The sequence below is a fragment of the Bacillota bacterium genome, from assembly GCA_013178415.1.
Taxonomy (GTDB): domain Bacteria; phylum Bacillota; class SHA-98; order Ch115; family Ch115; genus Ch115.
Genome location: JABLXA010000002.1, coordinates 298,029 through 311,424, shown reverse-complemented (window position 1 = coordinate 311,424; position 13,396 = coordinate 298,029). Strand labels below are relative to the sequence as shown.

General features: G+C 52.5%; 13 protein-coding genes. All 13 read left to right on the top strand.

The window, feature by feature from the left end; all coding sequences use genetic code 11:
* Positions 1 to 37 precede the first annotated feature (37 nt).
* The 13 genes from HPY52_02795 (at position 38) to wecB (ending at position 13,274) form a co-directional block, all read left to right on the top strand.
* Complete coding sequence (locus HPY52_02795) at positions 38 to 286, top strand: (2Fe-2S) ferredoxin domain-containing protein (protein NPV79195.1); 249 nt, start codon at positions 38 to 40, stop codon at positions 284 to 286.
* 35 nt (positions 287 to 321) lie between these two features.
* On the top strand, positions 322 to 2,148 hold the full coding sequence (locus tag HPY52_02790) for a 4Fe-4S binding protein (GenBank protein NPV79194.1): 1,827 nt from the start codon (positions 322 to 324) through the stop codon (positions 2,146 to 2,148).
* A complete protein-coding gene (locus HPY52_02785) occupies positions 2,145 to 3,290 on the top strand; it encodes a SpoIIE family protein phosphatase (GenBank protein NPV79193.1) in 1,146 nt (381 codons plus the stop codon). Before HPY52_02790 ends, HPY52_02785 begins: the two co-directional genes overlap by 4 nt.
* 38 nt (positions 3,291 to 3,328) lie before the next feature.
* Complete coding sequence (gene nuoE / locus HPY52_02780; protein ID NPV79192.1) at positions 3,329 to 3,925, top strand: NADH-quinone oxidoreductase subunit NuoE; 597 nt, start codon at positions 3,329 to 3,331, stop codon at positions 3,923 to 3,925.
* 17 nt (positions 3,926 to 3,942) lie between these two features.
* Entirely contained in the window at positions 3,943 to 5,898 is a 1,956-nt protein-coding gene (gene nuoF, locus HPY52_02775; protein ID NPV79191.1) for an NADH-quinone oxidoreductase subunit NuoF, read from the top strand.
* A gap of 15 nt (positions 5,899 to 5,913) precedes the next feature.
* Positions 5,914 to 8,040 (top strand): 2Fe-2S iron-sulfur cluster binding domain-containing protein, encoded by a 2,127-nt coding sequence (locus tag HPY52_02770; protein NPV79190.1) that lies wholly within the window; start codon positions 5,914 to 5,916, stop codon positions 8,038 to 8,040.
* Positions 8,041 to 8,077: 37 nt separating this feature from the next.
* Positions 8,078 to 8,737, top strand: coding sequence for a redox-sensing transcriptional repressor Rex (locus HPY52_02765; GenBank protein ID NPV79189.1), 660 nt, complete (start codon positions 8,078 to 8,080; stop codon positions 8,735 to 8,737).
* A 107-nt stretch (positions 8,738 to 8,844) separates the two neighbouring features.
* Positions 8,845 to 9,309 (top strand): low molecular weight protein arginine phosphatase, encoded by a 465-nt coding sequence (locus tag HPY52_02760; protein NPV79188.1) that lies wholly within the window; start codon positions 8,845 to 8,847, stop codon positions 9,307 to 9,309.
* Between the two features lie 5 nt (positions 9,310 to 9,314).
* Positions 9,315 to 9,776 carry a ribose 5-phosphate isomerase B gene (gene rpiB / locus HPY52_02755; GenBank protein NPV79187.1) on the top strand — a complete coding sequence of 154 codons (462 nt, stop codon included), beginning with the start codon at positions 9,315 to 9,317 and terminating at the stop codon, positions 9,774 to 9,776.
* Positions 9,777 to 9,819: 43 nt separating this feature from the next.
* Positions 9,820 to 10,449, top strand: coding sequence for a uracil phosphoribosyltransferase (upp, locus tag HPY52_02750; GenBank protein NPV79186.1), 630 nt, complete (start codon positions 9,820 to 9,822; stop codon positions 10,447 to 10,449).
* Positions 10,450 to 10,469: 20 nt separating this feature from the next.
* Positions 10,470 to 10,964, top strand: coding sequence for a cytidine deaminase (locus HPY52_02745; protein NPV79185.1), 495 nt, complete (start codon positions 10,470 to 10,472; stop codon positions 10,962 to 10,964).
* Positions 10,965 to 11,018: 54 nt separating this feature from the next.
* Entirely contained in the window at positions 11,019 to 12,077 is a 1,059-nt protein-coding gene (locus HPY52_02740) for an undecaprenyl/decaprenyl-phosphate alpha-N-acetylglucosaminyl 1-phosphate transferase (GenBank protein NPV79184.1), read from the top strand.
* Between the two features lie 27 nt (positions 12,078 to 12,104).
* A complete protein-coding gene (wecB, locus tag HPY52_02735) occupies positions 12,105 to 13,274 on the top strand; it encodes a UDP-N-acetylglucosamine 2-epimerase (non-hydrolyzing) (protein NPV79183.1) in 1,170 nt (389 codons plus the stop codon).
* Positions 13,275 to 13,396: the final 122 nt, after the last annotated feature.

The following is a 13,396-nucleotide window of genomic DNA, read 5'->3' as shown; positions in this document are numbered from 1 at the left end:
AAAAGTTACGAAGTCTTGGCAACTTCGGGGTGATGATATGCTAAATGTTTCCGTCTGCGTGGGAAGTTCGTGTCACCTGAGGGGCGCCTATGACGTGATCCGCGCGCTACAGGATCTCATACGTACATATGGTCTTTCCGACAAGATCGATCTTTCGGCAACATTCTGTCTAGGACATTGCACAGAAGGTGTCACGGTCAAAATCGGCGAGACCATAGTGACATCTGTCACTCCCCAGATTGTAGAAAGGATCTTTGAGGAAAAGGTACTCCCATCGGTGGGGTAAACCGATGAGCATTACCGGGAGTGGGGGCGAGAGGAATGGGCCTTATCACCGTAATTGAAGCCAAATGTAAAGATTGTTATAAATGTGTGAGATCATGCCCCGTCAAAGCCATCAGAATACATCAGGGACATGCTGAGGTCGTGGAAGAAAGATGCATACTCGATGGACGATGCATCACGGTATGTCCGCAGCATGCCAAAAAGGTGGCAAGTGACGTGGATCATGTCAGAGGGCTCATATCGTCAGGCGCTAGAGTCATAGCAGGACTTGCGCCTTCCTTTATATCGGCCTTCCACGAATACGGCCCCCGGAGGCTGGTGTCGATCCTCAAAAAGTTGGGATTCCAGGATGTGCAGGAGACGGCATTTGCGGCGGAATTCGTCGCCAGAGAACATGCGAGGGTGATCGCGGCGGGGAGGCGCCCGCTTATTTCTTCGTCGTGCCCTGCAATTGTGAATTTGCTCGAGCAATATTATCCCCATCTCCTCGGCTATCTGGCTCCTGTTGTGTCCCCCATGGTGGCCCATGGAAGGCTTATAAAACGTTTCCTTGGCGAGGATGTAGCTTATGTATTCATCGGGCCCTGCGTAGCAAAGAAGAATGAGGCGAGAGACAAGCATGTCAAGGGAGCTGTAGATGGGGTCTTGACCTTTGATGAACTCGCCGCCTGGATTTTGGACGTCGGCCTGGATCTCGCCGAGCTCCCGGAGGAAGACTTTATGAGCATGGGGGATCTCTATGAGCGCATGGGCGGCTACTGTGATGAGATTTTGCGGGAGGCAAGATATTTCCCAATGGCGGGAGGGCTTGCCAGGACGGCGGGTATAGAGGCGGGGCTGCTGGCAGAAGATCTCGTGACCATCTCAGGAATCGAAGAGTGTATGGACTATTTCTCTAAGTTCCCCATTGAGGATGGGCCGGATCTTGTAGAGGCTCTAGCATGCAATGGCGGATGTCTCGCTGGTCCGGGACTTTATGACATCGGCCTTCAAACCGGTGATGACCTGTATAGTCGCAGGAGAAAATTGCTGGAATATGCAAGACTCAAGACGCCATATGGAGACTTGGGGTCTCATGGTGGTGTGGGAAAGACCGAGGCAGGGGAGGATGGGATGAAAGGCTGGCATCAGCAGGGCCCCATCATTCTACCCTTGAGAAGAACCTATGGACCTCGGGATATCAGGGCGCCTCAGCCCACGGAAGAGGACATCCGGAAGATCCTGGCGGCCACGGGCAAATTGACGCCCGAAGACGAGCTCAATTGCGGGGCTTGCGGCTATGACTCCTGCAGGGCAAAAGCCCTTGCCGTTTTTCAGGGGATGGCCGAAATCGAGATGTGCATCCCTTATATGCGCAAGAGAGCTGAATCCATGGCTCAGGTCACGTTCAACCTGACCCCGAACGGAATCATCATAGTAGATCGGGATCTCAAGATCCTGGATATAAACCCGGCCATTGAGAACAAATTCCAAATGAGGCGGGATGCCGTGGTCGGCAGACATCTTGAGGATTTTCTGGATGCTAGGGTTTTCCGTAATGCGATAGAGAAAAATGGTCTTGCTTCAGGTGAAGTGGAGTATCCGGCATATGGGCTCGTGACCTCTCAGACCGCAGTATATGTGGAGGATCAGGGACTGGTGGTCGGCGTCATAGCTGATATCACCCAAGAACGGGCCCAGCGGGACCGGCTTAGAAAGATGCAGGAAGAGACTCTCATGGGGGCCCAGGAGGTCATCACCCGGCAAATGAGAGTGGCCCAGGAAATAGCCGGGCTTCTCGGGGAAACCACCGCGGAGACTAAATTGGTGCTGACCCGGCTTATGAAGCTCATGGGACGTGGCGGGGATGGTGACGATTCATGAGTCTATTCATCGAGGTATCCCAATTTAGCCTTTGCAAATATGGAGAAGAGCTATCAGGGGACAGCGTCCATGTAGCCCGGACTCCTGACTCTACCATCGTTGCCATGGCTGACGGGCTGGGGAGTGGGGTCAAGGCGAATATTCTTTCTACGCTCACGACCAGGATCGCGGTGACAATGCTGAAGGGAGGGGCAGATCTGAGTGATGTGGTAGAGACCATGGGGAACACGCTTCCCATATGCCAGGTAAGAAAGATCGCCTACTCCACATTTACGATAATCCAGATATTGAATACCGGGCAGGCATACCTGGCGGAATTTGATAACCCCCCAACCTTCATCCTCAGAGAAGGGAGTCTCATGATGCTTGATTTCGAGGAACGGGAAATCTCCGGAAAAAAGATAAGAGAATCCGAGTTCCGGGTCCTCGAGGGAGATGTCATTGTGGTGGTGAGTGACGGAGTGATTCATGCGGGAGTTGGAGGAGTGATGAATCTAGGCTGGCAGTGGCAAAATGTAGGTCAATATCTTCAGGAAATCTACCGCGAGGGTATGAGCGCAGGGGCGATATCTGAGCGACTCTGCAGGGTTTCGCAGCATCTTTATGGAGGATGCCCGGGGGATGATGCCACCGGGGTCGTCTTGAAAGTTCGGAGGCCTCGCTCTGTTACTGTTCTGGTCGGCCCTCCAAAAGACAAGAAAGATGATCCAGTCGTCACTCGAGAGCTTTTTTCTGAGCAAGGTAAAAGGGTCATCTGCGGCGGCACCACGAGTCTCTTGGTAGCGCGGGAAATCGGGAAGACATTGCAGGTCGACATGAAGGCGATATCTCCAGATCTGCCGCCTCCTGGTAGCTTGGACGGTGTAGATCTGGTCACAGAAGGGATAATTACGCTCTCCAAGGTGGTTGAGATCATCCAAAATGCAGAAAATGCGCCTCGTACAAGGCGAAATGCTGCGGAGGAATTGGCAGCCATCCTGTTGGAAAGCGATAGCATCAAATTCCTGGTCGGAACGGCAATAAACCGGGCACATCAGAATCCCAGCCTTCCTCCAGGTTTGGCTCTTAAAATGCAGGTAGTCTACAGGCTGGCAAGATTGCTGGAAGAACGTGGGAAGCAAGTAAAGCTCAAGTTTTACTGACACCGGCTCTTTGATTTTCATCGCAGGAGGGGAGTCAAATGTCACAGGTAACTGAAAAAAGCCAGGATGTTCTTGGCGCAGAGTTGGAGGAACATGCAGGCGGTCAAGCAGGAACCAGGCAGAGGCTATTTGAGAAGGTCAACGAGATACTCTCTAAATATGATAGGGAACCTTCTGCCTTGATATCCATATTACAGGAGGTGCAGGCCGAGTACAGGTATTTGCCTGAGGAAATCATGACATATATCGCTACAGCCTTGGGGATACCCCCATCAAAGGTGTTTGGCGTTGCGACGTTTTATGCCCAATTCTCTCTTGAGCCACAAGGGAGGTACGTCATAAGGATGTGCGATGGAACTGCCTGTCACGTGCGAGGTTCGTCCAAAGTCCTGCAGGCGGTCCGCAAGAAGCTGGGGCTCTCCGGGAAGGAAACAACAACTAGTGACATGCAATTTACCATAGAAACGGTATCATGCCTTGGGGCCTGTGGGCTTGCGCCTGTAGTCATGGTAAATGATAGGGTATATGGTCAGATGACTCCGGAGAAGGTCGACCGGCTTCTTGATGAACTTATGAGTAACTCTGGGGACGACGTCAATGCACAGCCACAGGTGGAGAGGAGTGAGGCAAAGTGAGTGAGATGCAGGATGTCATGCGCCCGAAATCAGACGGAATATTGAAAGGTGACGGAACATTTTTCATCGGGTCAAGTAAAGACCTTGATAGGGCTAGGGAATCTTTTCAAGAAGATCTGGCAAGGGCGCAGAAGAGAGTCCTTGTTTGCGCAGGCACCGGGTGCATGGCTAACGGGTCCGAGCTTGTATACAAGGAGATCAAGAGGATCTGCCATGAGATGGGAGTCGAAGTAAAGGTCGAATTCGATAAAGAGGACGGCCATGGAAAGACCCAATGCGGAGTCGGATCTGGACAGCCGCTGGTGGATGTCGCCATCAGCGGTTGCCATGGCTTCTGCGAGATGGGCCCCCTTGTGAGAATTGAACCTGGAGGCATTCTTTATATGAAAGTCCGGCCTGAAGACGCTCAGGAGATCGTAAAAACTACTCTTGTGGATGGGGGCGTAGTTGAAAGGCTCTTGTATCATGGCGCAGACGGCAAGCCTTACAAGCGTGAAAGTGAGATTCCCTTTTATATCAGACAGAAGCGCTGGGTGCTGTCTAGATGTGGAAATATCGATCCGGAAAATATCCGGGAATATATCGCCAGAGATGGATATCGCGCTGCTGCCAAGGCTCTCATTGAAATGACCCCTGAAGAGGTGATCGATGTTATCACCGCCTCTGGGTTGAGGGGCAGAGGAGGTGCTGGATTTCCGACAGGAAAGAAGTGGGATTTCACGAGGCGTGCCTCAGGCGACGTAAAGTATGTGATCTGCAACGGTGATGAAGGTGACCCCGGGGCATTCATGAATAGAAGCGTCATGGAAGGGGATCCACACAGAATTCTGGAAGGAATGATAATCGCCGGGTATGCGATAGGCGCCAGTGAAGGATATATCTATGTCCGGGCCGAGTACCCGTTGGCGGTGAAGCGCCTGAGGAAGGCTATCAGAGATGCGAGGGAATGGGGCTTCCTCGGGACTAATATCCTGGGGAGCAAGTTTTCCTTTGATATAAAGATCCGGGAAGGCGCCGGCGCCTTCGTATGCGGCGAGGAAACCGCGCTTTTGGCTTCCATCGAGGGCAAACGCGGGATGCCCCGGCCAAAGCCGCCATTTCCTGCCACCCACGGACTTTTTGGAAAGCCGACGGTGATAAATAATGTTGAGACCTTGTCTCATGTCCAATCTATAATCTTGAACGGAGCAGACTGGTTCAGATCAGTGGGAAGCCAGGATAGCCCGGGCACAAAGACATTTGCCCTGACCGGCCAAGTCACGAACACTGGGCTAATCGAGGTGCCGATGGGGACTACCCTCAGAGAGATCGTCTTTGATATCGGTGGCGGCATACGGGGTGGCAGGAAGTTTAAGGCCGTGCAGATTGGAGGCCCGTCAGGGGGATGCCTTACCACGGAGCACCTGGATCTTCCGCTAGATTTTGCCTCCCTTGCAAAAGCAGGCGCCATGGTCGGTTCAGGCGGCATTGTGGTCATGGATGAGTCTACTTGTATGGTGGAAGTTGCGCGATTCTTCATGAACTTCACTCAGAACGAATCCTGCGGCAAGTGTGTGCCATGCAGGGAAGGGACTAAGAGGATGCTCGAGATCCTCGAGAAGATCGTAGCAGGAGAGGGCACTTTGGAAGATCTAGATCTTCTGGAAGAGATAGCATGGACTGTAAAATATGGTTCACTATGTGGTCTGGGCAAGACAGCGCCCAATCCGGTCCTCACTACTCTCCGGCATTTCCGTGATGAATATCTAGCTCATGTGGTAGATAGGCGCTGCCCGGCCGGGGTATGCCAGGCGCTTCGGAGGTTCATGATTACCGGCAAATGTCGTGGTTGCGGCAAGTGCAAGCGAGTCTGCCCAGTCGGTGCCATAAGTGGGGAAGTCCGCAAGCAGCATGAGATAAATCCCGCTATATGCATTGGATGCGGGACATGTGCTGACGCCTGTCCATTCGGTGCTATCGAGCTTTCCAAGTAAGGAGGGAAGAATGAAATGGGAAAGATAACAGTTGACGGTCAGGTTGTAGCCCTGAATGGAGAGCAGAATCTGCTCGAGGTGATCCGTAAGGCCGGGATCGATCTTCCAACTTTTTGTTACCATTCAGAGCTTAGCATATATGGTGCCTGTAGAATGTGCCTCGTGGAAGTAGATGGAGGAGCGCCTGTCGCCGCTTGTTCTACCCCTCCTAGAGATGGAATGGTTGTGGAGACAAATACCGAACGATTGAGGCATTTGCGTAAAATGATCTTGGAGTTGCTCCTGGCTAATCATAGTCGCGACTGCACCACATGCGAAAAGAACGGGAATTGCAGACTGCAGGAAATCGCGCGGAAGATGGGCGTTCGTGAGATAAGGATGGGCAAGAGGGATACCAAGCTCCCTGAGGATGCATCGAGCGTTGCCTTGGTGAGGGACCCAAACAAATGCATACTATGCGGAGACTGCGTGCGCATGTGCGAGGAGGTCCAGGGTGTAGGCGTGCTGGACTTTGCCTACCGTGGATCCAAAGCCACAGTTGTGCCTGCCTTTGGCAAACCACTTGCGGAGGTGGACTGCGTAAACTGCGGCCAATGCGCTTCAGTCTGCCCGACTGGCGCAATTGTAGTGAAGTCCCAGGTGGAAGAGGCATGGAAGGCAATTCACGACCCCAATAAGGTAGTTGTGGCCCAGATAGCTCCGGCGGTAAGGGTCGCGGCTGGTGAGGCGTTTTCGCTGCCGCCGGGGGAGGCGACTACGGGCAAGATAGTCGCAGCCATGAAGCGGATCGGATTTGATCAGGTCTTCGATACTTGCTTTGGCGCTGATCTCACCGTAATGGAAGAGACCACGGAATTCATAGAGAGAGTCGCATCAGGCGGAAAGCTCCCTCTGTTCACGTCATGCTGCCCTGCATGGGTCAAGTTCGCCGAGCAATACTATCCTGATATGGTGCCGAACATATCCAGCTGCAGGTCACCGCATCAGATGTTTGGATCCGTGCTGAAGAAGTTCTATGCTAGGGAGCGGGGCTTAAAGCCTGAGAACCTCTATGTGATCTCTGTGATGCCATGTACTGCCAAGAAATTCGAAGCCAGGAGGCCAGAATTCAAGACAGACGATGCGCCAGATGTGGATCTGGTTCTTACAACCCAGGAATTCATCAAGATGATCCAGGAGGCAGGCATCTCATTTGAAGATCTCGAGCCAGAGGCATTTGATGTGCCCTTCGGGTTTGCCAGCGGCGCAGGTGTCATCTTCGGCGCCACTGGAGGCGTAGCGGAGGCGGTTTTGCGGGCGGCTTCCGACATGCTGACGGCAGATGCTTCTCCGAAGGTGGAAGGAGACGGAATTGGGCAGATCGACAAGAGACGTGGTTCAGTAGGTGTGAATTATGTGGATGTGCGCGGCATGGACGGACTCAAAGAAGCAACCGTCAATGTGGGCGGTCATGAGATCAAACTGGCCGTCGTAAATGGCCTCGGCCGCGCGCGCAAGCTTCTGGACGCCATCCGGCGCGGAGAGGCTGCTAAATATGATCTGGTGGAGGTCATGGCCTGCCCTGGAGGCTGCGTTGGAGGGGCAGGACAGCCCATCGCGCTGGAAAGCAAGGTAAAAGAAGCCAGGGCAAAGGGACTCTACCGGCTCGATCGGGAAGAGCCGATAAGACGCTCGCAAGATAATCCGTTTATCAAGGAAGTCTACGGTAAATGGTTGGAGAAACCCGGGAGCCACGTGGCGCATCAGGCGCTTCACACTTCATATGCTTCCAGGAGAAGGATAGCGGATGAGAGGATCCAGCTCCTGCCCGAGAAAGAACCATGTCCTGTGGATGTGGGAGTCTGTGTCGGAACCTCCTGCTATCTCAAGGGGTCATATGTGGTTCTCAAGAATCTGGTTCACCTTGTGGAAGCCTCAGGCTTGTCCGATCGCGTGAATCTGCATGCGACATTCTGTCTTGAAAATTGCGACAAGGGCCCATCTGTGAGCGTGAACGATCAGATCATCTCAGGAGTTACCCCAGAGAGGGCTAACTGGATCTTTGAAAATCTGATCAAGCCCCGAGTTGGACATGATTGCCGGGAGACTCCTCCGGATAAATGTCAGAAATCAGAGAACTCTGGAGCAAAGGCCCAGTCCTAGACTGGGCCCTGGGCTTCACCCAGTGGAGGATGAGCACATGGCTGCCGAGATAAAGATCTCTAAACAGGCATTGAGAAGGTTGCCTTTATACTATCGTTGCGCCGTAAGGTGCCGTGAGACAGAGCGACAGTTTGTTTCGTCAGAAGAGATCGCGAGAGAGGCGGAGGTCAATCCAGTTCAGGTCAGGAAGGACCTTACCCAGCTTTTTGGAGAATTTGGCAAGCCCGGTGTGGGATACAATGTTGAGCAGTTGTGTACTGCTCTTGAAGAACTCCTAGGTTTTCACAGCCGCAACGAGGCAGTTCTCGTCGGCGCTGGGCGCCTTGGATCCGCCATTGCCAGTTATCCTGGGTTTGCTAAATATGGATTGTCCATCGTGGCCTTGTTCGATACGGACCCGGAGAAAATAGGAACAGAAATCTCTGGTAAACGGGTTTTTCCAATGAGTGAGCTTCCTCATATAATCAGGAGACTCCGGATCCAGGTCGGAATAATCACCGTTCCCGCAGTCCAGGCTCAGTCTGTTGCCTCTGAGCTTGTGCAGTCGGGGGTTAGGGCGATATGGAATTTCGCGCCGGTGACTCTCAGGGTCGATCCAGGAATAGTGGTCAGAAATGAAGATCTTGCGGCAGGTCTGGCTACATTGTTCCATCACGTGGCAGGCTCTTGTCCAATAAATCTTGCTGCCAAAGGCTGAAAATTGAAAGGAAATTCGCCCGCAAGGGCGAATTTTATTTAGGACCATCCCCTCGAAATAGGGTATAATAGCGACCAGAGAGATCTACCTTTCGGGTGGTGGAGTCAATCAAGAGGATTCTTCTGATTTGCTCTGGAAATACATGCCGTAGCCCGATGGCAGAAGCCATTCTGAAAAAAGAGCTCAAAAAACGATTTGGTGGCGAATATAGTCTTGAAGTGACTTCAGCGGGAATCGGTGCCCGGCCGGGTGATCCGGCGTCGCCTCATGCCGTGACAGCCATGGCCGAGAAGGGCATCGATATCTCTGGTCATAAGGCCTCTCTCGCGACGAGGGAAATGGTCACGGCCGCAGATCTCATACTGACCATGACTGTGAGCCACAAGAGGGCTATTCTATCCCTCGCGCCGGAGGCCAGGGGGAAGGTTTTCACCCTTGGGGAATTCGCCGGGAAGGGCGAGCAGCACGAGATCAGCGACCCCTTCGCGGGAAGTCTAGATGACTATCGCAAGGCGGCGGCAGAGATCGAAGAATTGCTCCAGGTGGCGATAGACAAGCTTTTGAAGGGCTGATGGATTTGAGGGTAGCTATTGGATCTGATCATGCGGGTTTTTCTCTAAAAGAAGACATTAAAAGGCATCTCGCGACCATGGGGGTGGACTTTGAAGATTTTGGTTGCTATTCGCCAGAATCAGTGGACTATCCTGATATAGCCAAGGTGGTCTCCCGTGGCATCGCAAACGGGGAATATGAGCGCGGGATATTGATTTGCGGAACAGGAATCGGCATGTCCATCGTCGCAAACAAAATTCCAGGGATAAGGGCGGCTCTCTGCCATGACGAATTCTCCGCCAGGGCGGCGCGACAACATAATGACGCAAATATCTTGGTCTTTGGCGCCCGGGTCATTGGCCCGGGCCTTGCCGCGGACATAGTGGAGATTTTCCTCAAGACAGATTTTCAGGGGGGACGGCATGCGAGGAGGGTCTCCAAGATAATTGAGCTCGAAAAGCAGTGTAAGTCGGTTGTCCCTGATTGAGCAGATTTGCATCCTGCAGCGAGGAGAGGAGAGTAGAATTTAGGTGTCACAAGTCCTTGTTATTGATCATCCGCTTATCCAACACAAGCTTACCTTTATCCGCGACAAACATACTGGCTCCAAAGATTTCCGCGACCTGATAAATGAGGTCGCTACCCTCATGGCCTATGAGGTAACTCGAGATTTTCCCCTCGAGGAAACAGAGGTTGAGACCCCGATATGCCGCGCAAGAACAAAGGTCATCGCAGGCAGAAAAGTCGGGGTTATTGCTATCCTCAGGGCAGGACTCGGGATGGTGGATGGGATCCTCAAACTCATCCCGGCAGCCAAAGTGGGGCACATAGGAATCTATAGAGATCCAGAGACCCTAAAGCCAGTAGATTATTATTGTAAGTTACCTACGGACGTATCAGAGCGGGATCTCATCTTAGTGGATCCTATGCTGGCCACAGGGGGTTCTGCTAATGCCGCCATACATTTTCTGAAAGAGCGCGGGGCACGTAACATCAAGCTCATGGTCTTGATAGCGGCTCCGGAAGGTATCGCCGCCGTTCAGCGGGAAAACCCCGACGTGAATATCTTCACAGCTGCGGTGGATCAATGTTTGAACTCACATGGATATATAGTCCCGGGGCTCGGAGATGCGGGTGACCGTCTCTTCGGTACCAAATAGTGGAAGGCGGAATGTTGAATATGGATGATAAGTCCAATGGTGACGCCACGGTAAGACTACCGGGAGACACAAGACCATCATGGGATGAGTATTTCATGGAGGTCGCCCATGTAGTGTCGAAGAGATCCACGTGCCTTCGCAGACACGTGGGTGCGATCGCCGTTAAGGATCGTCGCATCCTTGCCACCGGTTACAATGGAGCTCCTTCTGGCACACCGCATTGCGCAGAAGTGGGGTGCCTCAGAGCCCAGATGGATGTGCCATCAGGGGAAAGGCATGAACTATGCAGAGGTCTGCATGCGGAGCAAAATGTTATCATTCAAGCGGCATTTCATGGAATATCTATTAATGGGGCAACTATATATGTTACGACTCAGCCGTGCAGCTTGTGCGCGAAAATGCTGGTAAATGCCGGCATAAAGTTGGTGATCTTTCAGGGAGATTACCCCGATCCCCTTGCCATGAAGATATTGACCGAGGGCGGGGTAAAGGTTGTCCGTTTCAATGCTGGTTGACCTGGCAGTTGACTCGAGTTAGAATGGGTGGAGTGGGGAACTGGGGGTATCGCTATGAAGTATTATATTCTGGCTCTAGTGCAATCATTGGCCATCGTGCTCGTTACTACACCGCTCATTCGAGCTTTCGCGTTGAAGGCAGGATTCATAGATAAGCCCTCAGAAAGAAGGGTTCATGATCACGACATTCCTCTTCTCGGAGGGATCTCCGTAGCAATTGGATTCGTGGTCACCACGCTCTGCTGGCTGCCTCATGATGGCGTTGTCCGGGCCATACTGGCCGGAGGCGTCGCGATTCTGGCCCTCGGGGTTCTGGATGATTATAAGAAATCCCGCGGGGAGCTTTCTGCAAAGGTGAAATTTCTGGGTCAGATTGTCATAAGCACCCTCGTGGCCATATTTGGAGTCAGGATCCAGTTCGTCACTAATCCGTTTGGCGGAATGTTCTATCTGGGGGCATTGAGTGTCCCCATAACGGTGCTGTGGCTAGTAAGTATGACAAATGTGGTAAATTTCATGGACGGACTCGATGGTCTGGCCACAGGGATCTCCGCAATAGCCGCTATTTCTCTATTTGTTGTGGCATCTGGCAAGGGCCAGGAGACCTCCTCCGTCTTGGCCGCCGCTCTTGCAGGGGCTACCTTAGGTTTCCTGCGGTATAACTTCAACCCGGCGAAGATCTTCCTGGGGGATGCAGGCGCAATGTTCATAGGGTTTACGCTAGCTGGGGTTTCAGTCATCGGCGCTCTAAAGGGCCCTGCGACTCTATCATTGACGATCCCATTTCTGGTCCTTGGCGTACCTATTTTTGATACAGCCTTTGCAATCATCAGGAGATGGCAGCAAAGGGTGCCCGTTTACGTGGCGGACAAGGGGCATATACATCACAGGTTGCTAGACATGGGACTGTCTCAGCGGCAGGCGGTTTTGACCCTGTATTCATTGACCGGGCTCCTTGGTCTCAGCGCTGTCTTGTCAGCTAAATTGGGAATTGAGTCTAGTTATATTACTATTGTAATCGTCGCCATAGTTCTTTCCATATTCTTCCGGGAGTTTGGGGGATATAAGTCGCGGAGGAATCAGGGATCGAGCCGCAGTCAAACGCTCAGTTGATCTAGTTTTGCAGGATCTTGGGTGGTGATGGTCTCTTTGGGCAATGGCAGTAATAGGAAGAAAATCATGGTGATATTCGGAACTAGACCTGAGGCAATAAAAATGGCCCCTTTAGTCATAGAACTCAAGGGGCATTCATGTTTTACCACCATTGTAGCAGTTACAGCCCAACATCGTCATATGCTGGATCAGGTGCTAGATCTTTTCGATATCGCCCCAGACTATGATTTAGATATAATGTCAGAGGGTCAGACGCTCACAGATATAACGATAAGGTGCCTTTCGGGGCTCGCGTCCTGTTTAGAGGCAGAATCGCCAGATCTGGTGCTGGTCCATGGCGATACATCAACGACCATGGCTGGCGCGCTGTCGGCTTTTTATCATAAAATCCCAGTGGGGCATGTGGAGGCGGGCCTCAGGACAGGGCAGAAATACAGTCCGTACCCTGAAGAAATGAACCGCCAGCTTACCGCCGTCCTGGCTGATCTTCATTTTGCTCCCACCAAGAATCACAAAGAAAATCTCATAAGGGAAGGGATTTCGCCACAGAAGATCTTTGTCACAGGCAATACGGTGATCGACGCACTGCTGGCTGCAACAGCCAGAGATTTCTCCTTCCGGGATCCTGTCCTGGCGAGCATTCCATTTGATAGGTATCGCATGGTTCTGGTGACGGCACATCGTCGCGAAAATTGGGGGCGGCCTCTGGAGGAGATTCTCACGGCCATACGCGAACTGGTCCATACATTCCCTGATCTGATCGTGGTGTTCCCTGTGCACATGAACCCACAGGTCAGGAGACCGGCCCATGAAATCTTGGGCGCTGAAGAAAGGGTATATCTCATCGATCCGGTGGACTATCTGACCATGGTGAACCTCATGAAAAGATGCTATCTCGTATTGACCGATTCCGGAGGTATGCAGGAGGAGGCCCCATCCCTCAATAAACCGGTGCTGGTATTGAGGGATGTCACCGAGCGCCCCGAGGGTCTAGCTTCTGGCACCCTTAGGCTAGCTGGCACCTCAAAAGAACGGATCCTCAAAGAGGCAGTGAGGCTGCTTTCTGATAGGTCGGCATATGCCGAAATGGCTTATGCCGGGAACCCTTATGGTGATGGGCAGGCCTGTCAGAGGATCGTAAAGGCTATAAAGTACTACTTCGGGATGGAGGATTCACCGCCTGCGGATTTCGTCTGATCCTGGGATCATTGGCAACACTTGGCGCTTGCCGCCCTAGCAGGGAAAATGGTAGACTGGGAGGTGCGGTGACAGGGTGAAATAGGCATAATGGGGTTTTGATTTAGGGTCGGAGGGAAATT

What these genes read in the sequence shown, in the direction of transcription:
- HPY52_02795 (NPV79195.1), top strand. Translation starts at nt 38, where the DNA reads ATGCTAAATGTTTCCGTCTGCGTGGGAAGTTCGTGTCACCTGAGGGGC.
- HPY52_02790 (NPV79194.1), top strand. Translation starts at nt 322, where the DNA reads ATGGGCCTTATCACCGTAATTGAAGCCAAATGTAAAGATTGTTATAAA.
- HPY52_02785 (NPV79193.1), top strand. Translation starts at nt 2,145, where the DNA reads ATGAGTCTATTCATCGAGGTATCCCAATTTAGCCTTTGCAAATATGGA.
- nuoE (NPV79192.1), top strand. Translation starts at nt 3,329, where the DNA reads ATGTCACAGGTAACTGAAAAAAGCCAGGATGTTCTTGGCGCAGAGTTG.
- nuoF (NPV79191.1), top strand. Translation starts at nt 3,943, where the DNA reads ATGCGCCCGAAATCAGACGGAATATTGAAAGGTGACGGAACATTTTTC.
- HPY52_02770 (NPV79190.1), top strand. Translation starts at nt 5,914, where the DNA reads ATGGGAAAGATAACAGTTGACGGTCAGGTTGTAGCCCTGAATGGAGAG.
- HPY52_02765 (NPV79189.1), top strand. Translation starts at nt 8,078, where the DNA reads ATGGCTGCCGAGATAAAGATCTCTAAACAGGCATTGAGAAGGTTGCCT.
- HPY52_02745 (NPV79185.1), top strand. Translation starts at nt 10,470, where the DNA reads ATGGATGATAAGTCCAATGGTGACGCCACGGTAAGACTACCGGGAGAC.
- HPY52_02740 (NPV79184.1), top strand. Translation starts at nt 11,019, where the DNA reads ATGAAGTATTATATTCTGGCTCTAGTGCAATCATTGGCCATCGTGCTC.
- wecB (NPV79183.1), top strand. Translation starts at nt 12,105, where the DNA reads ATGGTCTCTTTGGGCAATGGCAGTAATAGGAAGAAAATCATGGTGATA.